This is a genomic window from Bacillus sp. NMCN1 (assembly GCF_002998085.1).
Taxonomy (GTDB): Bacteria; Bacillota; Bacilli; order Bacillales; family Bacillaceae; genus Bacillus.
On the sequence record NZ_PVQL01000004.1, the window covers coordinates 245,839 to 270,645 of the forward strand.

Genomic DNA, 24,807 nt, shown 5'->3' on the forward strand with positions numbered 1-24,807 from the left:
CCTTATGATCTTATTTGTAAGTTACCCCGCCTTTTCATTTCTAAACGTCACAATATGTTGAAGTGGTTTCTCTTTCAATGAAAAGTGGAATAACAACAGCAATGAAAGAGAAAAGAGGGGATCTTCGTGACAACCACTTTAATTGTCATTGCCGCACTGTTTGTTATTTGTTTGATCACGCCAATTATTTTATTGATCTGGATTTGGATGAGAGATGAAAAACAGGAAGAGCACTCTGTCCTGCGAAATTATCCGGTCATTGGAAAGCTCCGGTTTATTTTTGAAAAAATAGGCCCTGAGCTTCGCCAATATCTGTTTCTAAATGATCGAGAGGAGCTTCCTTTCTCAAGAAGAGAATACGAGCAAGCTGTCATGTCTGGAAAGTACAAAAGCCGGACGATGGGCTTTGGATCAAAACGTGATTTTGACAAGCCTGGTTATTATATCCGTAATGTCCTGTTTCCGAAGCAGCGAGATGAATTACGCATCGATCAATCTGAAAAAATCCAAACAAAAGTGTATCAGATTGATCAAGACAATTTACTGCGAAGAAGTGAACATACCAAAGGGGTCGAAGCAAAACCTTACTATCTCCATCAAGATGATGTACAAGTGATTGGCGAACACACATGTCACAAGCCTTTCCGTGTAAAAGGGTTGATTGGTCAATCTGCCATGAGCTATGGCTCTTTAGGCGACAGAGCGATCACAGCTCTATCCTCTGGATTAAAAATGGCCGGCGGTACGTGGATGAACACAGGTGAAGGCGGGCTTTCCCCATATCACCTCAAAGGCGGAGCCGATATTATTTGCCAGATTGGTCCCGGTCTATTTGGTGTCAGAACCGAAGATGGCGCTTTTTCCTTTGAAGAATTTAAGAAAAAAAGCGAGCACGAGGAAGTCAAAGCCTTTGAGCTGAAGCTGGCACAAGGAGCAAAAACACGCGGCGGCCATATTGACGGGGAAAAGGTCACTGAAGAAATTGCAAATATCCGTAAATTGCCGCCTCACCAATCCATTGACAGTCCAAACCGATTTGAGATGTTCCACTCCATTCCTGATATGTTTGATTTCATTGAACAGCTGCGAAGTATAGGCGGAAAGCCTGTTGGCATCAAGCTTGTTGTCGGACATAAAGAAAACATTGAAGAGCTTGCAGCGTATATGAAAAAAAGCGGAAAGCATCCTGATTTCATTACAGTGGATGGCGGAGAAGGCGGCACTGGGGCATCCTTTCATGAATTGGCAGATTCCGCAGGACTGCCGATTTTCACGGCTCTCCCAATGGTTCATCAAATATTGAAAGAATACGGTGTCAGAGATCAGGTCAAACTCTTTGCTTCTGGCAAACTTCTCTCACCTGATAAAATTGCGATTGCCCTTTCCATGGGTGCTGATTTTGTAAATATCGCACGGGGACTCATGTTTTCAGTTGGATGCATTCGCGCCCAAGTGTGCCACACGAATAAATGCCCAGTCGGGGTCGCCACAACTGATCCAAAGCTGCAAAAGGGTTTATCGATTGAAGAAAAGAAATATCGAGTATGCAATTATATCCTGTCTCTTAGAGAAGGTTTGTTTAACTTATCCGCAGCCGCTGGAATTGAATCTCCCATTCATTTTAATGAACAACATATTATCTACAGACAAGAAAATGGCCAGACAAGTGAAGTGCCGATGTTCTCAGGGACACAGTCATCTGTCTAGTTTAAAAAAGGGTGCGTTTTCGCACCTTTTTTTCGTTGACATTTTGGCTCAATCACATATAAAGAACTTAGACAAATGACAGGAAATGGAGAGATGGAGGATGCGTGAGCTTATAGGCGAGCTAAAATAAAAAACAGGACCGCTTGATAGCCAGTCCTTGCTTGTCTTTTCAGCGCACTCCATAAAAAAACTGTAAACAACTCCATTCTTGTTGAAAAGGATTGTTTACAGTGAAAGCTGCTTATTTTGTTTCGTCATTTGCCTGCTGTTCTGCTACACGGTCAAGTGCCATTGTATAGGCATCATTTCCGTAGTTCAAGCAGCGTTTGACACGTGAGATGGTTGCAGTGCTCGCACCTGTTTCCGTCTCAATTTTATGATACGTGTTCCCCTCGCGAAGCATACGCGCTACTTCAAGACGCTGTGATAAAGATTGGATTTCATTGATGGTACACAAATCATCAAAGAATCGATAGCATTCTTCCAGGTCTTTAAGGGATAAGATGGAGTTGAATAACTGATCTAAGCTTTTGCCCCTTAATTTATCAATTTGCATCTTTATACATCTTCTCCTTTACTATTGGCACACCGCTTCGCACGACATTCTATGAAGAAAAGCGGTATCTTTCCTGACTAATTTTTTTCAACCTCAGCAATGAGCTTTGAACGAATCATGACAGGTTGGGTTCTACACTGGAAATGCCGTCATTTCTTTCGTAAGCCGAAGCTTCTTTATCGTATACAAATTCGACAAGTTCTGTCATTTTCCTTGTTCGACAATCTGACAAACTTGTTTGCTTCCAATATCAAGATCACTTCTGCTTGATTAGGTCTGCCCTAAAATACAGGTTGTGCGGAAAGCTCGGCGAGACCTCAAATATGCGCCCCGCCTCGCTCAATTATTCAAAATATGTTGGTCGGCCAGCGTAACCGGCAAATTCATTTTTCAATTAGGGCATTTCACTCGTCATGTCAAAGCCCTCTGCTTCAACGCAGCGAAGAGATCCATTGCTCACTTCTGCCCTATAACAGCTGTCAGAAATGTGGCAAAGATGATACAGTTCCACTCTGTTATATTTTAACGCATTATAGACGGAAAGAGTACAGTTTTTTTCATGACATCAAATATTCCTCTTGGTGTCACTCGAATATACGGCAAATGGGTACTTTGGAAAAAGACAAGTGTATCAATTGGGCAATCAAATGGATAGCCTCGCTCAATGAGCAGCTCGCGTAATGTTTGTATCTGCTGAAGAACAGTCTCAAACGGTTCAGCCGATGCACAGCCTGATAATTGCAGCGGGATTTCGTGCAAAATTTTCCCGTTCTCTGTGAGGACGATCCCCCCGCCGATTTCTTTCATTCGCTTATGTGCCAGCATCATATCCTCTTTATTTTTCCCAATCACTAAAATGTCACCCGTGAGCGAAAATGAACTGACAAAGCCCTGCACTCTGTTTGCAAAGCCTTTGAGCATCGTATTCACACGCCACTCGCCTTTTCGATCAATCAGGCTAAAGAAACTTTGATCATGGTCACAGGACAGCTGGTTCACGGAGTTATCAATCTCCACTGTATAAGGCTCCATGATGACAGCATTTCTCATTTTGACACCTAGTGGCATGGAAAATTGCAAATCACTCGTCGTCAGATCATAGCCTAAATCTAATGGAACAAGCCCGCCATTTTCCCATTTAGTTTCTTGAAATTGATGCTGGTTCTCGCCATCTAATTTGAGAATAACCCCTTTAGATATCACCGTTTCAGGATTTGGGTTCATTGGATCATCTAAAATATTCAAAGAAGCCAGCCGGCCGGGACCGACAACGCCTAATAGGTCATCAATTTGATAGTATTTCGCAATGTTAAAGGTCGCCATATTGTACGCATCGATGATAGGCACGCCTTCTTCAAGGGCAATTGAAATCAAACGATTAATCATACCTTGCTCATAAAAATGAGGCGCAGCTCCGTCTGTTGTATAGAAAAAGTGATCATAGTGCCTAAAATCACGCTCGTGCAGTTCTCTTAAAATGTTTACTAAATCTGGGCGGATGGAAGAATGACGAAGTGAGACATGATAGCCAAGGGTCAAGCGTTTTAGCACATCGTCCGCATTCATCGCTTCATGATCGCTGTCCGCACCAAACAGCTTCATTTTTGTTAGCGTTTTCTCGGAAGCTCCGGGGAAATGCCCTTCAATTCGTTTCCTCTGCTTCTTCGTTTCTTGCATGCAATATAAAATGAGATCATCACCGTCCATCAATCTTGGCCAGCTTGTTAATTCGCCGCCTTGAAGGACATCAGGATGATCAATCCATTCCTTCCGGTAGTTGATAGGAAGCATCTCATCTTCATATCTGACTTCAGTTTGAAGATCATATCTAGACCACCAGAAATACTGAAATGGCTGCTGTTTTAATTCACACAGAGTGGAAAGCGCTTTCTTTTCATTGCTCTGCAAAAGAAGAAATAAGTTATCGCTGACCATCGTTGTTGTGCCAAATTGAGACACATATTCTGCAAGTGATTGGGGATTATAAATATGGAACGGATGCGCGTGAGGCTCTATAAACCCAGGCACAATGTGTTTCCCTTCACAATCAATCACACGTTTAGCTGATTTATTTTGAGGAAGCTCTGCTCCGACATAAACAATTCGATCATCATGTATCCAAATATTTGCCTTCACCCATTGTTTCAAAAATGGGTTTAGCACGAGTCCATTCGTTAAAAGGAGTGTTGGAACTATTTTTGAGTCGACTACATCGATTTGTGTGCGGATGTCATTGTTTCTCCAATTAAAAGTACGTTCGGACATTCACATACTCTCCTTCATTTGTATTAGCCCTATCGTAACATAACGAACCACGTTACGCATTAATGAAACGTTACAATTTCTTGAAATCACACTTAAAATATTTAAAAAAGGAGATTCACCTTCAATGAAACCTAATCTCGGCTTAATGGAAGCGCTTATTCGAATTGCCTGCGGAATGACAATATGTACTGTGGCTGGTTCTTTATATGCTAGAAAACCATGGAGTAAAATGCTGCTTTTCAGCATCATGTGCGGCGGGATGAAGCTGGCATCTGGCATTCTTCGTTTTTGTCCAGTGACGTATATGTGTGAGCAGCAGGACACACATAAAGAGAAGGCTGAGTGAGACAGCCTTCTTTTTTTGCAATTATTTTCCGCCTCTTTCATCACTCCGCTGCTTCACACCATTCCACCATCGTACCTACGATAATTTCTGCTGCTTCAATCACATGCTCAATGTCGATGGATTCATTCGGAAAATGGGCAAGCTCTGTTGTTCCAGGTCCGAATACGATGATCGGGATACCTGCCGCCTGTGAGAGTAATCCGCCGTCTGTTCCCCAAGGAGCGGCTTCGATCTTTGGCGGCTCCTTCTTGACCGCTTCATATTGTTCCTTCAATAGACCTAAAAGTGGATGATTCGCATCGATTGAGCCTGGAAGCCACCTTGCACCAAACCATTCGACCTCGACAGGGTGATCTTTGAACCATTCATCCTTTTCCCCGAGTGCCGTCATCCAATTTTCTAATTCCTTCTCTGCCTGCTCAACCGTCTCACCTGGCATCACACCAAGTCTGCCCTCCATTGTGACTAGATCCGCTACAGAGGACGGCCAATCACCACCTTGAATTTTCCCCATGTTGATGGGGATCGGAATCGGGATATGCTGAAATAATGGCTCGGTGATGCGTTGATTTCGTTCTTCTTCAAGTGCGGCTACATGCGAAAGAACGATCATACTCTTTTCAATAGCGGAAACACCGTGATATCTTGTTCCGCCATGAGCTGCCCTTCCTTTAATATGAAGTCTGAACCATTTAGATCCCTGCTGAATCGGAAAGATTTTCATATGACTTGGCTCTGGAATGATGGCCGCATCTGCTGTATACCCTCTCAGTATGGCTGCAAGGGTGCCTGCGCCGCCGCTCTCTTCTTCGACAACACTATGAAACACGACATCTCCTTTCAGCGGAATCTGAAGCGCATGCAATGCCTCTAGTGCAAAGAGTAAAGAAACGTTTCCGCCTTTCATATCTGTTGCCCCGCGTCCATAAAGTCTCCCATTTATGATATGCCCGCTGTAGGGCGGATATGTCCATTGTTTCGTATCTCCTGCTGGAACAACATCCACGTGCCCATTTAATAAAATAGACTTGCCGCCCCCTTTCCCCTTCAATCGTCCGGCGACATTGGGACTTCCTTTAAAGGAACGCCTCGGGGAATAGAAATACGGATGTTCCAGCAGGTCTTCTCCGCCAATGTCCCAAACATCTATATCAAAACCAATAGCGGACAGCTTATTTGCTACGATTTGCTGCACGACTTGTTCATTCCCTTGAGTGCTTTCACATTGCACCATTTGCTGAAGAAGCGCAATCGCTTCATCTTGGTGCTCTCTCATCCAGCTTCTGATACGTGTAATTGGCTGCAAGTCAGTCATCCTTTCTACACAACAGATTTGACATCAGACGCTAAAATTAATGGGGCCTCGGTCGCCCTTATGACATCTTCCGGCTGAAACGGCGGCATGACTTCACGTAAAATCAGCAGCTGTGATTTGACCTCAATGACTGCCATATCCGTAATAATCAGATCCACACATGACTTAGCGGTTAAGGGCAGCGTGCAGGCTGATTTCACCTTTGATTCACCGTGTTTATCAAGGTGGCTCATCACCACCACAACCTTTTTCGCCTTTTGCGCAAGCTCAATCGCTCCGCCCATCCCGGGTACTCGTTTCCCCGGCACAATCCAATTCGCAAGATCACCCTGACTGCTGACTTCAAGTGCACCTAAAATGGTCATATCCAGCATGCCCTTTCGAATGATACCAAAAGCAGTCGTGCTGTCCATGTATGAACCGCCTTTTGCTAACGTAATGGGGAAACCGCCGGCATTGCACAAATTCGGATCTTCTTCTCCTTGTGCTGGTGAGGCGCCTGCTCCCATAATGCCGTTTTCTGCATGAAGCCACACGCTGTAATGCGCTGGGATATATTCAGCCGCAAGTGTCGGGATGCCGATCCCTAAATTAACAATCATGCCATCTTCAATTTCCTGCGCCGCACGTTTGGCTATGCGGTGTCTTAAATCGATGTCTCCCATGCCCATGTCCAGTTCACTCCTTTTGATTGCACGATCTGGTTCACAAATACGCCTGGTGTCACGATTTCCTCTGGATGAAGACTGCCCACAGGCACAATCTCTTCTACTTCTGCAATCGTCCAGTCTCCTGCCATCGCCACAATCGGGTTTGTATTCCGTGCACTTTTATCAAAAATCAGATTTCCTGCTTCGTCTGCTTTGAGGGCATTTACAATGGCAATATCCGCTGTCAGCGCAGGCTCAAGGATATATGTTTTTCCGTTTAACGGCACGAGCTGCTTTTCATCGAGATTGAGGCTATCCATGCCGACATCTGTCACAATGCCTGCCAAGCCCATCCCGCCTGCTCGTATTTTTTCTGCTAGAATGCCCTGCGGGTAAAAATGCACGTCTAGTGTACCTGCCTGCATTTTCTGTCCGGCTATTGGATTTGAGCCAATATGAGAGGCAATGATCTTCTTGACTCTTCCTTCTGTGATCAGCCTGCCAACACCTATTTGCGGGAAGCCTGCATCGTTTCCGATCAATGTCAGATCTTTGATATTGGCTTCTAGGATGGCGTCAATCAATGATGGAGGGGACCCTACACCGCCAAATCCGCCAAACATGATGGTCATGCCGTCCCTAAAATGCGTGATCACTTCATCTAAATTCGCTGTTTTGTTCATCATCTTTCCTCCCTACATCGCAGATGGGAAAAACCCTCGATTGATGACTTCTTGTTCGACCTGCGTGATTGTCTGCTCAAATAATTGAATGAGTTCATCCATCTCCTGCTGCGTGATGGAAAGCGGCGGTGCAATCATGACCGCCGCACCTCCCACTCCATCCTCTCCAGCGCTTGCTGGGTAAACAAGCAAGCCATTTTGCTTGGCTGTCTCAACGACTAAATGCGTCATTTGAGCATGGGCAGGAAATGGTGTTTTCGATAAGCGGTCTGCGACAAACTCAATGCCAATGAGCAGTCCCTTTCCTCTCACATCTCCTATGATGAAATGGTTTGTTTGCAAATCCTTTAAAGCATTCATTAAATATCGGCCAGACAGATCCGCTCGGTCAGGAAGCTGATGTTTTTTCATATATCGAATGACAGCCAGTGAGACGGCTGCTGAAAGCGGGTTGCCGCTATAGGTGTGACCTGCCATCACAGAACCTGAACCGCTGAGAATCGGTGCGATGACATGATCTGCTGAGACGGCTGCCGCAATCGGTGAATAGCCGGCACTCATGCCTTTGCCGAGAACCATAATATCTGGGACGACGCCCCAATGTTCCATGGCAAACATTTTCCCAGTTCGTCCAAAGCCTGTCATGACTTCGTCTGCAATCATCAAAATATCGTTTTCCTCACAGACACGCTTCATCGCTTCAAAATACCCGTCTGGCGGTACAAGCGCCGCTCCCGCTGCTCCAACAATCGGCTCTGCAATAAAAGCGGCAATCTTCTCTTTTCCTATACGCTGAATGACGGTTTTAAATTCCTGGACATACCATTCAACCTGCTTGCCCTCTTCCTTTGGCAGCCATGAACGATAGCTGTATGGCGGAGACAGCACCGGGTGCTTTTCGAGCAATGGTTCAAAGCGCTCTCTCCTTGCAATATGTCCTGACATCGACAGCGCACCGAGTGTGATGCCGTGATAACTCATCCATCTTGAGATAATGTGATTTTTCTCAGCCTTCCCCTGCTCCTGCCAATGCTGAATAGCAATTTTCATGGCAGTCTCCGTTGCCTCTGATCCGCTTCCGACAAAAAAAGACCAGTTCAGGTTACCTGGACAAAGCGTACTCAATTCATAGGCAAGTTCTTCTGCTGGTTCATTTGTAAATTGTGATCTGTACGTAAAGGTCACCTTTTCCGCTTGCTCGGTCATGGCATCAATGATCTCCCGTATGCCATGTCCAATACTTGCCGTGACAGCCCCCGATGAGCCGTCTATATATTTTTTTCCGTCCCGATCATATAAATAAATTCCCTCTCCTTTCACAGCCACAGGATAATGCTGATTCAACATCGGTTTGATTAAATAATCCCGGATCTCCACTTTGCCATTCCTCCCTCTCTCGTCAGCAGCTGCATCTTTCTTTTTCATGAATCGCAAGAAAATTTTGTATACTTGTTATAAGATTAGCTTAATCAAGAGGGCAGTCATCCTCCATTCGCCACATGCCCGAATTTCACACGCATTTTTTATACATCGTGTATAAGAGTGTTCAAAAGGAGGTCATGAGTCTATGGCGATTCTCGTCAAAGATGCACTCTCGCTCGATATCATGAAGGGAACAAAGCTGCTTGCTGGAGAAAATGGACTGGATCGCCTCATTCAGTGGGTGACCATCGTGGAAATAATCGAAGACACTTCGAGGCTTTCCGAAGGGGAATTACTCGTCACAACCGGATTTGGACTTGCAGACAATCAAGAAAGACGCGTCCGCCTTGAAGAATTGATTCAATCTCAAAGGCTATCAGCCATCGCCATTTATAAAGGCGTCTACTTAACGGACATTCCAACATCACTCATTCAAGCGGCGAAAAATAGCAGCATCCCGCTCATTGAGATTCCGCCGCACATCAATTTCTCAGACATTACAAAAGCCGTCCTAGAACAAATCGTGAGCAGTCAACTCCATCAGCTTAAATATTCCTCAGCCATTCATCAAAGACTGACCCAATTAAATGTAAGTAATAAAAATGTGACGCAAATTACTGATGAACTGGCACATCTCACTGCGGCCAACATCGTCGTGCTTGATGTCTTTTTACATCAAACAGCGGCTCATCTCATAAAAGATGAAGTGACATACTCTCCTGCTTTTGGCTTTCTAACAGATCGTGAACCAATTGAAACCATGCCCCTTCTTAAGCAGGCAGAGGAGAAAGGGCGGCTCGTCTATGACACGTGCGGAGCGTTTGTCCTCGCCGCATGTCCGGTGATTGCGATGGGTGATATTTTTGGGTTTATTGTGGCTTTAAAGAAAAAGGATACGTGGCATCATCTCGACGCGATTGCCATCGAGCATGCCGGGGCAGTGTATGCGATTGAATGGCTGAAGCAAAAGGCCATTCAAGATACAGAAAACCAAATGCAGGGACATTTGTTAGATGATATTTTGCAGCAGCAATACACAGAAGAAAGCTATGTGGTCGAACAAGCAACAAAGCTGCAATATGATATGAGCGAGGAGCAGGTGGTTATCTACTTTCAATTCCATCATCAGCACACACAGCTCGATCACCAAATGATGCAGCGTCTCTCTCAGTTACTTACGTCGATCTTTGAACGCAGACATATTCCTTTTTTACTAAAGACAAGGCTCGATTCCATTTTTGTCCTGACACCAGCAGGAAAAAAAGCGTTTCAAGAAGCGGAGTGGTATCGCGCAGCAGAGGAGTGCCGGAGCACTTGGTCTTATTTTTTCCCCGTCCATCCGATTGTCATTGGCATCGGGAGAGCCTATGACCAGATCAGTCTCTTTGCAAAAAGCGCGAAGGAAGCGCAGTATGCAGCAAGGCTTCTTCCGCTTTTAAAAACAGACGAAAGCATCATTCATTATCAAAAGCTCGGCTTATATGGCATGCTTCTTGAAATGAATGAAGCCGGTATGAATTTGCATGACTTTTACGTGGAGCTGTTAAGTCCTTTGCTTTATACGAAAAAACAAGGGGCTGACCTGATCCATACACTCGAAGTGTATTTGGCACACAATGAAAATATTCAAAAATCTGCGGGAGAATTGTTTATTCACAGACATACATTAAGCTACCGGCTGAAACAGATTGAAACGAGAACAGGCTGCAGCCTCAAATCCACTGATGATCGGATGAAGCTGCAGCTCAGTATCATGGCGTACCGCCTATCTGGTCTACTTGATCAGATGAGAACCATTTCATGATTCATTCGGCGTTTTGACCCATAGATTCATATCTTCAATTTTGTCAAAAATATAGCAATTGTTTTGGAAGCGCCCGGTATACGTATAGCCGAGCTGATAAAACACTTGATTCATTCCATAGGACAGTGCACGTGCAAGAGAATAAAAGACATAGATATGCATCGACTGGAGTTCTTTTTCAAGTGCTAGAATCAAATGATGCATGAATCCTAGTTTTCTATATGATGGAAGGGTCGCACAATCTGTTAATTCCGCATGACCATACGACGCATTAACTTCAGCGGATGCCGCACTCACAATGTGTCCGTCATGTTCAACAACATAAAAGACAGTCCCTTCCGCCATTACCTTTTGAATATAATCTGGCTCGTTCATTGGCGTAGGATACGTTTCAAAGACCGTATCATAGAGCTTTGCCAGCTTGTGCACATCCTTCTTATCGGCTTTCCTCATCACATACTCATCCTGCCACGCGCCTTGGTCTTTTTTGATCTCCTTCGCTTGAATGGATGCGACGATCTCATCTTCCTCCAGCCAATACGAACTGTTCATTCGATCCTCAGTGAGAAAAAGCGACATGCCGTACGCATCACTTCCAAGGAAATAATGAGAAAACACGCCTTCAAGCCGAAAGCCTTTTTCTAAAAAAAGCGGCACATGCTCACGCCTTACTTTCACAATGACCTTAGAAGCCTTGCAGTCTGAGGCCTCCTGAAGAACTGATTGAATCACATCCCGCACCCTGCCACTATAGTCATCTAATCGGATTCGTTCATTAAATGGATCAATACAGATCAAGGCAGAAAAACGCTCGTTTGCAAGTTTCTTCAATTGCACCATACACTCATTCCTCTCTTATGAATCAGTTAATAATGAACTTCCAAATGGATGAGACAATCGCCATGCTCACCAATATAGACATGCTCATATACATCATGGCTGATCTCTTTTTGACTTTGTTTTGCTTTCTTGCTTCATTCATGATGAGATTTGAGAACACCACAAATACAATAAGTAATACGATTGCAAATAGAATAATTCCTTGAATGACCATACTGCCTCCTCATCAACTCGTAATCCCATACTACTTCTTCATATTCAATCGGCATCCCTTCTCATGAACAAAAAACACCTTTCCATCTCATCAGATAGAAAGGTGTTTTTTGATTAAACAGATTTCCCCGCAGCCTTCAGCGCACGGGCGCCAATGTCACGGCGATAAAATAGACCTGGCTGCATGATTTCTTCAACGGCTTCATACACTCTTGATCTTGCCGCTTCAAATGTGTCATCAAATGCAGTCACATTCGCTACACGGCCGCCATTTGTGACGAATTGATCGTTTTCTTTTTTTGTTCCTGCGTGGAAGGTCACGACATCAGAAACAGTTGTTTGCAAAGCACCGATCGGTGTGCCTTTTGCGTAGGCCTCTGGGTATCCTTCTGAAGCAAGAACCACACTGACAGCCGCAGTGTCTTTCCACTGTAAGTCCACATCTTTTCCATCTAGAATATCGAGGAATACTTGGACTAGATCTGATTCAAGACGAGGGAGTACCACCTGCGTTTCAGGGTCGCCAAAGCGTGCATTGAACTCAATGACCTTTGAGCCTTCTGGTGTCAGCATTAAGCCTGCATATAAAATGCCTGTAAACGGACGCTCTTCCTGCACCATTGCGCGAGCCGCCGGTTTGACGACATCTTCCACCGCTTTTTGGACGACTTCATCTGAAATTTGCGGAACTGGTGAATAAGCACCCATCCCGCCGGTATTCGGCCCTTTGTCATCTTCGAATGCCCGTTTGTGATCCTGCGCAATCACCATTGGGTACACCTTTTCTCCATTGACAAAGGCCATCAGTGAAAATTCTTCCCCTGTTAAAAACTCCTCGATAACGACAGATGCACTTGCATCGCCAAACTTTTCATCCTCTAAAAAGTCGTGCAGACAGTTGACCGCCTCTTCAAGTGTCATAGCGACTGTCACGCCTTTTCCTGCTGCGAGACCATCTGCTTTAATGACAATTGGGGCGCCCTTTTCTTCCACATATGCCTTCGCTTCTTCAAACGATGTGAAGGTGGCATAAGCGGCTGTCGGGATATCATAATTTTTCATTAAGTCTTTTGCAAATTCCTTTGAGCCCTCAATAACCGCAGCTTTTGCATTTGGTCCAAATACCTTTAGACCTGCCTCTTCAAATGCATCGACGACACCTGCAATTAAAGGAACCTCTGGACCGACAATCGTTAAGCCGATTTCATTATCTTTTGCAAAACGAATTAATGCCTCATGATCGCCTTCGTCGATCGGTACAAGCTTCACAGCGTCTGTCATTCCATCATTGCCGGGTGCGACAAATACTTGGCTGACAAGTTCACTTTGGTTTACTTTCCATGCGATGGTATGCTCTCTTCCACCTCTGCCGATAATTAATACGTTCACACTGTCATCCCCTTAATGTTTGAAATGTCTAACGCCAGTGAAGACCATGGCGATGCCGTATTCATCTGCTTTTTGAATCGATTCTTCATCACGAATAGATCCGCCTGGCTGTATGATCGCTGTCACGCCTGCCTTTGCAGCAGCTTCCACTGTATCGCCCATTGGGAAGAATGCATCAGAGCCTAGTGCGCTTCCTTTCGCTTTTTCACCTGCTTGTTCAATCGCAATGTTCGCTGAGCCCACACGGTTCATCTGACCAGCGCCGATACCTGCTGTCATTTGATCTTTTGCGAGGACAATGGCATTTGATTTCACATGCTTGACGACTTTCCATGCAAGCTTTAAGTCTTTCCATTCGTCTTCTGTTGGTTCTCTTTTTGTTGGAATAGAGATGGTTGCTTCCTCTAAGCCGTACGTATCAATATCCTGCACGAGCAGTCCGCCATGGACACTTGTTAGCTGCTTTTCTTTTTTCTCAAGATCCGCTTCTACATCTAGTGTTAATAGACGAAGATTCTTTTTAGCTGTTAACACGTCAAGTGCTTCTTGGCTAAACGATGGGGCGATGACAATTTCTAAGAAAATCGTATGCAGCACGTCAGCCGTTTGTTTGTCTACTTCACGGTTAAGCGCCACAATGCCGCCAAAAATAGAGGTTTCATCTGCTTTGAATGCACGATCAAAGGCTTCTGCAATCGTTTCTCCTGTACCAACGCCGCACGGGTTCATATGCTTCACAGCGACAGCCGCTGGCTCCGTAAATTCACGTACGATCTGAAGAGCAGCATCTGCATCTTTGATATTGTTGTAAGAAAGTTCTTTTCCGTGTAATTGCGTTGCAGTAGCTAAAGAGCCTTTGCTTGGAAGAGCATTTTCATAGAAAGTCGCCGCTTGGTGCGGGTTTTCTCCATAACGAAGAGATTGTTTTTTCTCAAACGTGACGGTGAACTGCTCTGGCTCTGTTTCGCCAACATAGTTCGTTAAATAATCCGCAATGAGGGCATCGTAAGCAGCTGTATGACGGAATACCTTCGCCGCAAGCTCGCGTTTTTTCTCTAGTGATACGCCGCCTTCTTTAATCTGCTGTACGACGGTATCATAATCACGAGGATCGACAATCACTGTGACGTCTTGGTGGTTTTTTGATGCCGCACGAAGCATTCCCGGTCCGCCAATATCAATGTTTTCAATCGCTTCTTCATACGTCACATCGTCTTTTGAGATCGTCTCTTTGAAAGGATAGAGATTCACGACAACAAGATCAATCGGCTGAATGCCGTGCTTTTCAATCTGTGCCATATGCTCATCGTTTTCTCTCACTGCCAAAAGTCCACCATGAATGTTCGGGTGAAGCGTTTTGAGTCGTCCGTCCATGATTTCAGGGAATCCAGTGACTTCAGAAATCCCAATGACATCAATGCCGTTCTCTTGAAGAAGCTTATGTGTACCTCCAGTTGAAATCACTTCAACGCCAAGTTCTGTTAATTCTTTCACAAAAGGTACAAGATTCGTTTTATCGGAAACACTGATTAATGCGCGTTTGATCGTCATGCCTTCGTCACCTCATTAAGATAATTCTAAAAGTGATTTGATCACTTTTGGATATAGTGTGTGTTCTAGTTCATGCATTCTTTTTTCAATCGATTCAAGCTCTTCACCTTGTTCAATATAAATCGCCGCTTGGTCAATAATCGGACCTGTATCCATACCTTCATCGACAAAATGGACGGTGATGCCTGCCACTTTGACACCTGCTTGATAGGCTTGTCCAATGGCATCAAGTCCTGGGAAGGCTGGCAGCAAGGATGGGTGGATATTCACAATTTTCCCTCTATACGCTTCAAGTAATGTCGGACCGATCAGTCTCATATATCCAGCAAGGAAAACCCATTCTACTTCATGAAGCCTGAGCTGTTCGATGATCGTTTGTTCAAAAGCGGCTTTATTCGGGAAAGCCTTCGGGGTAAAAGCAAAGGAGGGAATGCCCTCTTTCTCAGCTCGTTCCAGCACCTTTGCACCCGGTTTATCACAAATCACAATGGCGGCCTCTGCCTGCCACTCTTCTTCTTTTAACGTATCTATAATGGCTTGAAAGTTCGTCCCGCTTCCAGAGGCGAAGATCGCAAACTTCTTCATGAGAGGCTTCCACCGCCGAATGTGACACCTTCTCCTTTTTGAACACGTCCGATGAGAAATGCTTTCTCTCCATCTTGTTCAAGTTCACTGATCACATCTACAAGATCGTCTTCTTTTACAGCTAGGACAAAGCCAATGCCCATATTAAACACGTTGAACATCTCTTCTGACTTCAACAGTCCTTTTTCTTGAATGAAGGAGAAAATAGGCGGTACTGGCCATGAACCGTTATCAATTTCAACGCCAAGTCCTTCAGGCAGCATACGCGGTAAATTCTCGATAAAACCGCCGCCTGTCACATGTGCCATGCCATCAACTTTGCCGGCTTTTACTTGTTTGAGAACGGGCTTCACATAAATTTTTGTCGGTTCAAGAAGCTCTTCGCCAAGCGGTCTTGTAAAAGGTTCATACGTTTGATGCAGGTCAAGAGCAGCGTCTTCCAGCAAGACTTTACGAACGAGAGAGTAGCCATTGCTATGAATTCCGCTTGAGCTAAGTCCAATGAGCAAATGTCCCTCTTTGATGCTGTCTCCTGTCACGATTTCATCCTTTTCAACGACACCTACCGAAAAACCAGCAATATCATATTCTTCTTCTGTGTAAAGACCTGGCATCTCGGCTGTCTCACCGCCGACAAGTGCTGAACCAGACTGCTCACAGCCGTCAGCCACACCTTTGACAATGGATTCAATTTTTAGCGGATCTGCTTTTCCAACGGCTAAGTAATCTAAGAAAAAGAGCGGTTCTGCCCCTTGTGCAAGCACATCGTTGACACACATTGCCACGGCATCGACGCCGATCGTATCGTGTTTATCCATTAAAAAGGCAAGCTTTAATTTCGTTCCGACACCATCTGTTCCTGAAACAAGAACGGGCTTTTTGTATGGCAGCTCAGATAGATCAAACATACCGCCAAATCCACCTAGAGCGCCCATGACACCTGCTCGTTTTGTACGTTCTACGTGTGTTTTCATTCGTTTGACGGCTTCGTATCCTGCTTCGATGTCGACACCGGCGTTTTTATATGCTTCTGACATCCCATTCACTCCTTTTAGCTGCTGCTTTCCATGTATTTTCGGCAGAATGAAAGAGCAGCATATCAACTCATCTTTACTGCTGCTCCATTATTCAATTATTTTGTCAGGACTGTTTCCTTCACATGTGGAAGAACCGTATCTTCATAAATTTCAGTCGGGTATTTCCCAGTAAAGCATGCTAAACACTGACCGCGCTGCGGATCATCATACTTCCTGCCAATCCCGTCCATTAAACCGTCTACAGATAAAAATGCAATGGTGTCTGCACCGATTTCCTGTCTAATTTCTTCCACTGAATGAGAAGAAGCAATCAGCTCTTCGTGTGTGGACGTATCAATTCCATAAAAACATGGATGCGCGATTGGCGGTGAACTAATGCGTACATGGACTTCCGTCGCACCCGCTTCTCTGAGCATCGTGACAATTCTGCGGCTCGTTGTCCCGCGTACGATGGAATCATCCACCATGACAACACGCTTTCCTTCGACAACCCCGCGCACAGCAGACAGCTTCATACGTACGCCCTGCTCACGCAATGCTTGAGATGGCTGAATAAACGTCCGTCCGACATAACGATTTTTAATTAACCCAAGCTCATACGGAATACCTGTTGCTTCGGCATATCCAATCGCTGCAGAAATACTGGAATCTGGTACACCTGTCACAACATCTGCTTCGACATGCGCCTCTTCGGCAAGCTTTTTGCCAAGATTCTTTCTCGCACTATGCACATTGATGCCGTTGATATTGCTGTCAGGTCTTGAGAAATAAATGTATTCCATGCTGCACATGCTGCGGTTAATATTCATCGAGAAGCGCTCCGATTTCAAGCCTTCATCATTAATGATCAGCATTTCACCAGGCTCCACATCACGTAAATATGTGGCGCCGACGACATCAAATGCACATGTTTCAGAAGCGACGACATAAGCATCTCCAAGCATACCAAGTGAAAGCGGGCGTAAGCCGTTCGGATCAAGTGCCACAATCATTTCTGTTTCCGTCATGATTAAGAAAGCATATGCTCCTTTAAGCATGGACAGAGCATTTTTGATCTGCTCCTTCAATTCAACATGCCCGCTGCGCTTAATTAAATGAGCCAGCACTTCGGTATCAGAAGAGGTCTGGAAAATGCTCCCTTGGTTCTCTAGCTGCTGCTTTAATTGCGTGGCATTCACTAAGTTCCCATTATGAGCAAGGGCAAGACTGCCGTTGTTTTGCGAGCGGAAGAAGAGGGGCTGCACATTTTCAAAGCCGCCTCCGCCTGCTGTCGCATACCGAACATGTCCGATCGCCCCTTTTCCTTTCAAATCCTTTAGCTCACCGTTTTGAAAGACTTCCGTAATCAGTCCAAGGCCTTTGTGTGACGTCAGGTTCTCACCATCTGTTGCAATGATTCCCGCACCTTCTTGTCCTCGGTGCTGAAGGCTATGCAATCCGTAATATGTGATTTGCGGGGCTTCTTCGTGTCCCCAAACCCCAAAGACACCACACTCTTCGTTTAAGCCTCTGATTTCAGCAAGCATGGGATCGCTCCTTTCCATGCACGTTCAAGCTCGTTGACCGCTGCATGAATCCATTGTTGTCCTTCTTGATTTTTGACGGTAAATACACCATCATTTGTGACCGTTCCGACTTCTTTCGCATCTTTGACAGCCGCCGCAAACGCTTCGCGGTGCTCAGGTTTGACTGTGACAACAAAACGTGACTGTGTTTCACTGAATAGTGAAGCTTCGCTGTTTAAATCGATTTGGATATCAGCGCCAAGACCGTCTGTTCCAAATGTACTTTCAGCAAGTGCTACACCAAGTCCGCCTTCAGACACATCGTGTGCTGATTGAACGAGACCGTTTTGAATCGCGGCTAGAAGGGCTTCCTGACGCGTCAGCTCTACATCCAAATCAATTTCTGGTGCTTTTCCGTAAATACGGCCTTCTGTCATCTTTTGAAGCTCACTGCCTGCGAATTCTTCCTTCGTCTCACCAATGACGAAAATCACATCGCCAGCCTGCTGGAACGATTGGGTCGTAATATGAGCAGTATCTTCAACCAATCCAACCATTCCAATGACTGGTGTTGGGTAAATCGCTGTTCCATTTGATTCGTTATATAAAGAGACGTTCCCACCGATAACTGGTGTGCTTAGCGTGCGGCATGCTTCGCTAATCCCATCAGCAGATTTTTCAATTTGCCAGAAAATTTCTGGTTTCTCTGGGTTACCGAAGTTCAGGTTATCTGTCACTGCAAGCGGACGAGCGCCTGAGCAGACAATGTTACGTGCTGCTTCAGCGACTGCGATTTTCCCGCCAACCTCTGGATCAAGGTAGAGATAGCGTGCGTTACAATCTGTTGTCATCGCTAAGGCTTTTTTCGTTCCGCGGATTCTTAAAACGCCCGCATCAGAGCCTGGTGCAACGACCGTGTTTGTCCGAACCATGTAGTCATACTGATCATAAACCCATTCTTTACTTGCAATCGTTGGCTGCTGAAGGAGCTGCTTTAACGTTTGGGCTGCATCTGTGATGGCTGGAGCTTCAACTTTTGTTTCTAAAAACTCACGATAGTATGCAGGCTCACTTGACGGCTTGTGATAAACCGGTGCTTCTTCTGCAAGAGCGTCAACAGGAAGCTCACATACCACTTCACCTTGATGGAGTAAACGAAGCATTTTATCGTCTGTCACATGACCGACTGATACCGCTTCAAGATCGTATTTTTCGAAAATATCAATGATTTCTTGCTCACGGCCTTTTTCAATGACCAGAAGCATTCTCTCTTGAGATTCAGACAGCATCATTTCGTATGCTGACATGCCTGTTTCACGCTGCGGAATGAGGTCTAGGTTCATCTCGATTCCAGAACCTGCTTTACTTGCCATTTCCGCGCTTGAGCTTGTTAAGCCAGCCGCTCCCATATCTTGAATCCCAACGAGCGCATCGTTTTTGATCACTTCAAGGCACGCTTCAAGCAGTAGCTTTTCCATGAATGGATCGCCGACTTGAACCGCTGAACGTTTTTCTTCTGATTCATCAGAAAATTCTTCAGACGCAAATGTTGCACCGTGAATACCGTCACGTCCCGTTTTAGCACCAACGTACATCACCGTGTTGCCGACACCTTTTGCCTGCCCTTTTTTGATGTCCTCATGGTTGATTAATCCAACACACATCGCATTTACGAGCGGATTTCCTTCATAGCTTTGATCAAAATGAACTTCTCCGCCGACTGTAGGAATTCCGATACAGTTTCCATAGCCTGCGATCCCTGCCACTACTTCTTCAAACAAGTACTTCACGCGCGGTGAAGTCAGTTCACCAAAACGAAGAGAGTTTAATACAGCAATTGGACGCGCACCCATGGAGAATACATCACGGATAATTCCGCCGACACCTGTAGCTGCTCCTTGATACGGTTCAATCGCAGATGGATGGTTATGTGATTCGATTTTAAATACAACCGCTTGGTTGTCTCCAATATCAACGATTCCAGCGCCTTCCCCAGGACCTTGAAGAACATGCTCTCCTTTTGTCGGGAATTTGCTTAAGACAGGCTTTGAGTTTTTATAACTGCAATGCTCTGACCACATCACAGAAAAAATGCCCGTTTCTGTGTAGTTTGGCAACCTGCCAATAATGGATTCGATTAAAGCGAATTCTTCATCACTCAATCCCATTTGCTGATACAATTTCTCTTCTTTAATTTGCTTGTGACTTGGTTCAAGCAGTAGTGACATGAGTGTCCCTCCAATTTTTCACGATAGATTGAAACAATTTGAGTCCGTCTGCGCTGCCTAGTAATGAATCAACCGCGCGCTCAGGGTGCGGCATCATGCCGAGTACATTGCCCTCTTCATTCGTTATACCTGCAATTCGATTGACACTGCCGTTAATATCGTCTCCGTAAGTGAAAGCGATTTGGCCATTTTGAATGAGCTTCGCTAAAGTGTCTTCATCACAGTAGAAGTTGCCTTCACCGTGCGCTACAGGAATCGTAATGGATTCGCCTTTTTGATAGCCGCTTGTAAATTGCGTTTCGCTGTTCTCTACAATGAGTTCAACTGGACGACAGATAAATTTCAAGTCTTTATTTCGTCTCATCGCACCTGGAAGAATGCCAAGCTCCTGAAGAATTTGGAACCCATTACAAACACCAAGAACAGGCTTTCCTTCCGCAGCTGCTTTTTTCACCGCCGGCATGATGTTTGAGAAGCGGGCAATCGCACCACATCTTAAGTAATCCCCATAAGAGAAACCGCCTGGTACGAGTACACCGTCAAATCCGTCTAGACTCGTTTCGTCGTGCCATACATATTCAACTTGTTCACCTAACTCATCTTGAATCGCATGGTACATATCGATATCACAGTTAGAGCCAGGCAAGACGATCACTGCAAACTTCACTGTGCGACAACCTCCTCCACCTCATAGCGGTAATCTTCAATCACCGTGTTGGCCAGTAATTTTTCACACATTTCTTTGACGACTGTGTCTAAATCACGATCTGATTTTTCAATGACAAGCTCCATGTATTTCCCGATACGGACATCCTTTACTTCCTGATAAGACATGCTGTGCAAGGCGTGCTGCACGGCACTTCCTTGTGGATCAAGAACGCTCTCTTTTAAGCTGACAAAAATTTTCACTTTATACATGTTTATGGCCTCCAAGTCTTTTGAAAATTTCTTCGTATGCATTCGTCAAGCCGCCCAGGTTTCGTCTGAACACGTCTTTATCAAGCTTTTCGTTTGTGTCTTTGTCCCAAAGCCTGCACGTATCAGGTGAAATCTCATCAGCTAGCAAAATACGATTCTCGTGATCTATTCCGAATTCAAGCTTGAAATCAATTAAATTCACATGGCAGTCTGAGAAGATTTGCTTTAACTCTTCATTCACTTGTCTTGTGATCTGTTTCATTTCCTCGACCTGCTCTGGTGTCGCTGCATCTAAAATGCGAATATGATCTTCTGTAATGAGCGGATCGCCGAGTGCATCATCTTTGTAGTAAAACTCGATTAATGGTGTATCCAGTTTTGTTCCCTCTGGAATGCCAAGGCGCTTTGACATACTGCCTGCCACTACATTTCGTACAACGACTTCAAGCGGAACAATCTGCACCTTTTGAATGAGCTGTTCTGTTTCAGAGAGTCGTTTCACAAAGTGATTGTTGATCCCTTTCTCATGCAGCATTTGAAAGATTAAGCTTGAAATTTCGTTATTCAGTCTGCCTTTTCCTTCGATTTCAGCTTTCTTTTCGCCGTTAAATGCTGTCGCTGAGTCTTTATATTCGACATATAAAATATGCTCGTCATCGGTCTGATAGATTTTTTTCGCTTTGCCTTCGTAGAGAAGTTCTTGTTTCACAGTCATTCAGGTTGGCCTCCTAATTTGAATGTTGGCAATTTTCAGGATTGGGCACCTGACAAGCAGGCGGCCCATTTCTTACGCAAGACCTAGACGTTCGAAAATCATATCGACATTTTTCAAGTGATAGTTGTAATCGAAGCAGTCAGCGATTTGTTCAGGTGTTAAGCGTGATGTGATTTTTTCCTCCGCTTCTACTAATGAACGGAATGGCACCTGCTTTTCCCACGCTTCCATCGCCTTTGGCTGAACCGTATCATATGCCTCTTCACGTGCCATGCCTGTATCGATTAATGCAAGAAGAACGCGCTGTGAGTAAATCAAGCCAAGTGTGCGGTCCATGTTGCGTTTCATGTTCTCAGGGAAGACCGTCAAGTTCTTCACGATGTTTGAGAAACGGTTCAGCATATAGTTCAGTGCAATCGTTGCATCTGGTAAAATGATGCGCTCAGCAGAGGAATGAGAAATATCACGCTCATGCCAAAGCGGTACATTTTCATAAGCTGTCAGCATATATCCACGGATGACGCGGGCAATTCCCGTCATATTTTCAGAGCCGATTGGGTTCCGTTTATGCGGCATCGCTGATGATCCTTTTTGTCCTTTTGCAAAGAACTCTTCTACTTCACGTGTTTCACTCTTTTGAAGTCCACGAATTTCAACAGCGAATTTCTCAATGCTTGTTGCGACGAGCGCAAGAGTAGCCATGTAATCTGCATGACGGTCACGCTGCAAGGTTTGGGTTGAAATTGGTGCAGCTTTGATGCCAAGCTTCTCACATACATATTGCTCAACAAACGGGTCGATGTTCGCATATGTGCCAACAGCACCAGAAATTTTACCGTATTCGATGCCAGCTTTTGCTTGTTTAAAACGTTCTAGGTTACGCTTCATTTCTTCGTACCAAAGAGCAAGCTTCAGACCAAATGTTGTCGGTTCAGCGTGTACACCATGTGTTCGGCCCATCATGACGGTATATTTGTGCTCTTTTGCTTTTTCTTTTAGGATGTCAACAAATCTCTCAATGTCCTTGAGCAAGATATCGTTCGCCTGTTTTAATAGATATGAAAGCGCCGTATCCACTACGTCTGTAGATGTTAACCCGTAATGAACCCACTTTCTTTCTTCTCCTAGAGATTCAGATACAGCACGCGTAAAGGCAACCACGTCGTGGCGCGTGTCTTGTTCAATCTCTAGAATACGATCAATATCAAAGCTTGCATTCTTGCGCATGGTCACAACGTCTTCTTTCGGAATAACGCCAAGCTCTGCCCAAGCTTCACAAGCAAGAATTTCTACTTCAAGCCATGCATTAAATTTGTTTCCCTCTGTCCAGATTGCTGACATTTCTGGTCGTGCGTAACGTTCGATCATTTCCCGTTTCCTCCATCTCTTTCAGTCCATATCTTTGTGATGTTTGTCATCCATTCATTATCGAGCTGTTTCATAAATGTCATATGCCCCATTTTGCGGCCGGCTTTTACTTCATGCTTTCCATATAGATAAAGTTTCGCTTCTTTGAGAAGCTCAGGATGCTCTTTTGGGATGTCCACTTCATCGCCTAATAAGTTCACCATCATGCCCTCTGATAAAAGGGCTGTACCGCCAAGCGGCAAACCGCATATCGCGCGAATATGCTGTTCAAACTGACTCGTCTCACATAAATCGAGCGTATAATGACCAGAATTATGCGGGCGCGGCGCCAGTTCATTGACGAGCAGCTCTCCCTCGTTTGTCAGGAACAGTTCTACAGCAAGTGTACCGACTAGCCCCAGCTTTTCAGCCAGTGTCGTTGCCAGTTCTTTTGCCTTCTTCTGAATGCGTTCCTCTATCCTTGCAGGCACAATGCTTTGGAACAAAATGTTGTGCTTATGAATGTTCTCAGCGACTGGGAATACCGCAATCTCCCCATGAATAGAACGAGTGACGATGACCGAGAGCTCCATTTGAAATGGGACCCAGCTTTCTAAAATACATGTCCCATGTGTAAGCAATGCAGCTGCTTCATGAAGCTGTCCTTTTTCCTTGATCACGTACTGTCCTTTTCCGTCGTAGCCGCCTCTGCATGTTTTCAGCACGGCTGGCAAATCAAGCACAGCCACTGCGTCTTCCAGCTCTTTTTCATCATGAATGATGCGATAAGGTGCGACTTCACAGCCTGCGTCTACAATCCCTTTTTTCTCCGTTTCACGATTTTGAGTTAAAAGAAGAAGTTCACTTCCTTGCGGTAAATTTGCTTCTTCCTTCAATTGATTAAGTGCATTATAATCAATATTTTCAAATTCATATGTCACGACATCGCTGATTTCTGCCAGCTGTCGAATCGCTTCGAGGTCACTATATGCACCTGTGATTTCTGTATCAGCAACCTGTCCACAAGGAGATTGTGTGACTGGGTCTAAGACAGCTGCCCGGTATCCCATTTGCTTTGCGCTGACGGCCATATATCTGCCAAGCTGTCCTCCGCCGATAATACCGATGGTTGCGTTAGGAAAAATGGTCTGCTTAGCCAAGCTGATCACTGCTTTCTAGTACAGTCTGTTTTGTTTGCTCTCTTCTTTCTTCAAGGCGAGCAGCGACTGTTTCATCAAATGCTGAAATCATTTGCGCGGCAAGAAGCCCTGCATTTGTTGCACCGGCTTTGCCAATCGCCACTGTCGCAACTGGTACACCGCCTGGCATTTGAACGATGGATAATAAGGAATCCAGCCCATTTAGTGCTTTTGATTGTACGGGCACACCAATGACCGGCAGTGTCGTTTTTGCTGCGACCATCCCCGGTAAATGTGCTGCGCCTCCAGCACCGGCAATGATGACTTTTAGTCCTTTACCTCTTGCTTCTGTCGCATATTCAAACATCAAGTCAGGTGTCCGGTGTGCCGATACCACCTGTTTTTCATACGGAATGTCTAATTCCTCTAAGATATCGCACGCATTTTTCATTGTTTCCCAATCAGATGTACTTCCCATGATGACACCTACAAGCGGCTTCATTTTGTCCCCACCTTTAAGCTGATATTCGATTTTGTATCGTTTGACACGCTTCCCAAACCTAAGCAGCTTGTCAAACGCCGAACAAAAAAG

23 protein-coding genes are annotated in these 24,807 nt (G+C 45.0%); 3 read left to right on the forward strand and 20 right to left on the reverse strand.

The window, feature by feature from the left end; genetic code table 11:
* The first annotated feature begins 126 nt into the window (after positions 1-126).
* Complete coding sequence (locus C6W21_RS17610) at positions 127-1,707, forward strand: FMN-binding glutamate synthase family protein (RefSeq protein ID WP_106051942.1); 1,581 nt, start codon at positions 127-129, stop codon at positions 1,705-1,707.
* Between the two features lie 241 nt (positions 1,708-1,948).
* Here the strand turns inward: C6W21_RS17610 and C6W21_RS17615 are convergent, their stop codons facing one another.
* Both C6W21_RS17615 and C6W21_RS17620 read right to left on the reverse strand, forming a co-directional pair.
* On the reverse strand, positions 1,949-2,263 hold the full coding sequence (locus tag C6W21_RS17615) for a YerC/YecD family TrpR-related protein (RefSeq protein WP_003214053.1): 315 nt from the start codon (positions 2,261-2,263) through the stop codon (positions 1,949-1,951).
* Positions 2,264-2,785: 522 nt separating this feature from the next.
* Complete coding sequence (locus C6W21_RS17620) at positions 2,786-4,528, reverse strand: adenine deaminase C-terminal domain-containing protein (RefSeq protein WP_106051944.1); 1,743 nt, start codon at positions 4,526-4,528, stop codon at positions 2,786-2,788.
* Positions 4,529-4,652: 124 nt separating this feature from the next.
* Between C6W21_RS17620 and C6W21_RS17625 the strand changes: the two genes are divergently transcribed.
* The gene (locus tag C6W21_RS17625) at positions 4,653-4,874 is read left to right on the forward strand and encodes a YgaP family membrane protein (RefSeq protein ID WP_060595694.1); all 222 of its coding nucleotides are present in this window, start codon (positions 4,653-4,655) and stop codon (positions 4,872-4,874) included.
* 40 nt (positions 4,875-4,914) lie between these two features.
* Here the strand turns inward: C6W21_RS17625 and C6W21_RS17630 are convergent, their stop codons facing one another.
* Genes C6W21_RS17630 through C6W21_RS17645 form a run of 4 tightly spaced genes read right to left on the reverse strand, consistent with a single transcriptional unit; the run spans position 4,915 to position 8,899 of the window.
* Complete coding sequence (locus C6W21_RS17630) at positions 4,915-6,180, reverse strand: peptidase (RefSeq protein WP_106056799.1); 1,266 nt, start codon at positions 6,178-6,180, stop codon at positions 4,915-4,917.
* A 14-nt stretch (positions 6,181-6,194) separates the two neighbouring features.
* Positions 6,195-6,860, reverse strand: coding sequence for a 3-oxoacid CoA-transferase subunit B (locus tag C6W21_RS17635; RefSeq protein ID WP_106056801.1), 666 nt, complete (start codon positions 6,858-6,860; stop codon positions 6,195-6,197).
* Entirely contained in the window at positions 6,836-7,522 is a 687-nt protein-coding gene (locus C6W21_RS17640) for a CoA transferase subunit A (protein ID WP_106051949.1), read from the reverse strand. The genes C6W21_RS17635 and C6W21_RS17640 overlap by 25 nt, the downstream gene beginning before the upstream one ends.
* Before the next feature lie 12 nt (positions 7,523-7,534).
* On the reverse strand, positions 7,535-8,899 hold the full coding sequence (locus C6W21_RS17645) for an aspartate aminotransferase family protein (RefSeq protein ID WP_106051951.1): 1,365 nt from the start codon (positions 8,897-8,899) through the stop codon (positions 7,535-7,537).
* 190 nt (positions 8,900-9,089) lie between these two features.
* On the opposite strand from C6W21_RS17645, the gene C6W21_RS17650 reads away from it, so the two are divergent.
* Positions 9,090-10,748, forward strand: a complete 1,659-nt coding sequence (locus C6W21_RS17650; protein WP_106051953.1) for a PucR family transcriptional regulator — start codon at positions 9,090-9,092, stop codon at positions 10,746-10,748.
* Here C6W21_RS17650 and ablB read toward each other — a convergent pair.
* The 14 genes from ablB to purE form a co-directional block, all read right to left on the reverse strand.
* Positions 10,743-11,588 carry a putative beta-lysine N-acetyltransferase gene (ablB, locus tag C6W21_RS17655; protein WP_106051955.1) on the reverse strand — a complete coding sequence of 282 codons (846 nt, stop codon included), beginning with the start codon at positions 11,586-11,588 and terminating at the stop codon, positions 10,743-10,745. The two genes, C6W21_RS17650 and ablB, sit on opposite strands and share 6 nt — an antisense overlap.
* 22 nt (positions 11,589-11,610) lie before the next feature.
* Positions 11,611-11,802: a hypothetical protein gene (locus tag C6W21_RS17660; RefSeq protein WP_106051957.1), complete on the reverse strand. Its 192-nt coding sequence runs from the start codon at positions 11,800-11,802 to the stop codon at positions 11,611-11,613.
* A 113-nt stretch (positions 11,803-11,915) separates the two neighbouring features.
* Positions 11,916-13,190, reverse strand: coding sequence for a phosphoribosylamine--glycine ligase (gene purD, locus C6W21_RS17665; RefSeq protein WP_106051959.1), 1,275 nt, complete (start codon positions 13,188-13,190; stop codon positions 11,916-11,918).
* 12 nt (positions 13,191-13,202) lie between these two features.
* Positions 13,203-14,741, reverse strand: a complete 1,539-nt coding sequence (gene purH / locus C6W21_RS17670) for a bifunctional phosphoribosylaminoimidazolecarboxamide formyltransferase/IMP cyclohydrolase (protein ID WP_106051961.1) — start codon at positions 14,739-14,741, stop codon at positions 13,203-13,205.
* Between the two features lie 15 nt (positions 14,742-14,756).
* Complete coding sequence (gene purN, locus C6W21_RS17675; protein WP_106051963.1) at positions 14,757-15,326, reverse strand: phosphoribosylglycinamide formyltransferase; 570 nt, start codon at positions 15,324-15,326, stop codon at positions 14,757-14,759.
* A complete protein-coding gene (gene purM, locus C6W21_RS17680; protein ID WP_106051965.1) occupies positions 15,323-16,363 on the reverse strand; it encodes a phosphoribosylformylglycinamidine cyclo-ligase in 1,041 nt (346 codons plus the stop codon). The genes purN and purM overlap by 4 nt, the downstream gene beginning before the upstream one ends.
* 95 nt (positions 16,364-16,458) lie before the next feature.
* Entirely contained in the window at positions 16,459-17,889 is a 1,431-nt protein-coding gene (purF, locus tag C6W21_RS17685) for an amidophosphoribosyltransferase (RefSeq protein WP_106051967.1), read from the reverse strand.
* Positions 17,865-20,096: a phosphoribosylformylglycinamidine synthase subunit PurL gene (purL, locus tag C6W21_RS17690; protein WP_106051969.1), complete on the reverse strand. Its 2,232-nt coding sequence runs from the start codon at positions 20,094-20,096 to the stop codon at positions 17,865-17,867. The genes purF and purL overlap by 25 nt, the downstream gene beginning before the upstream one ends.
* Entirely contained in the window at positions 20,080-20,763 is a 684-nt protein-coding gene (gene purQ, locus C6W21_RS17695) for a phosphoribosylformylglycinamidine synthase subunit PurQ (protein ID WP_106051971.1), read from the reverse strand. The genes purL and purQ overlap by 17 nt, the downstream gene beginning before the upstream one ends.
* On the reverse strand, positions 20,760-21,014 hold the full coding sequence (gene purS, locus C6W21_RS17700; RefSeq protein WP_003214349.1) for a phosphoribosylformylglycinamidine synthase subunit PurS: 255 nt from the start codon (positions 21,012-21,014) through the stop codon (positions 20,760-20,762). Before purS ends, purQ begins: the two co-directional genes overlap by 4 nt.
* Positions 21,007-21,729: a phosphoribosylaminoimidazolesuccinocarboxamide synthase gene (gene purC / locus C6W21_RS17705; protein ID WP_106051973.1), complete on the reverse strand. Its 723-nt coding sequence runs from the start codon at positions 21,727-21,729 to the stop codon at positions 21,007-21,009. Before purC ends, purS begins: the two co-directional genes overlap by 8 nt.
* A gap of 72 nt (positions 21,730-21,801) precedes the next feature.
* Positions 21,802-23,097, reverse strand: coding sequence for an adenylosuccinate lyase (gene purB, locus C6W21_RS17710; RefSeq protein WP_106051975.1), 1,296 nt, complete (start codon positions 23,095-23,097; stop codon positions 21,802-21,804).
* The gene (purK, locus tag C6W21_RS17715) at positions 23,094-24,236 is read right to left on the reverse strand and encodes a 5-(carboxyamino)imidazole ribonucleotide synthase (protein WP_106051977.1); all 1,143 of its coding nucleotides are present in this window, start codon (positions 24,234-24,236) and stop codon (positions 23,094-23,096) included. Before purK ends, purB begins: the two co-directional genes overlap by 4 nt.
* Positions 24,229-24,717, reverse strand: a complete 489-nt coding sequence (gene purE, locus C6W21_RS17720) for a 5-(carboxyamino)imidazole ribonucleotide mutase (protein WP_106052120.1) — start codon at positions 24,715-24,717, stop codon at positions 24,229-24,231. Before purE ends, purK begins: the two co-directional genes overlap by 8 nt.
* Positions 24,718-24,807 lie beyond the last annotated feature (90 nt).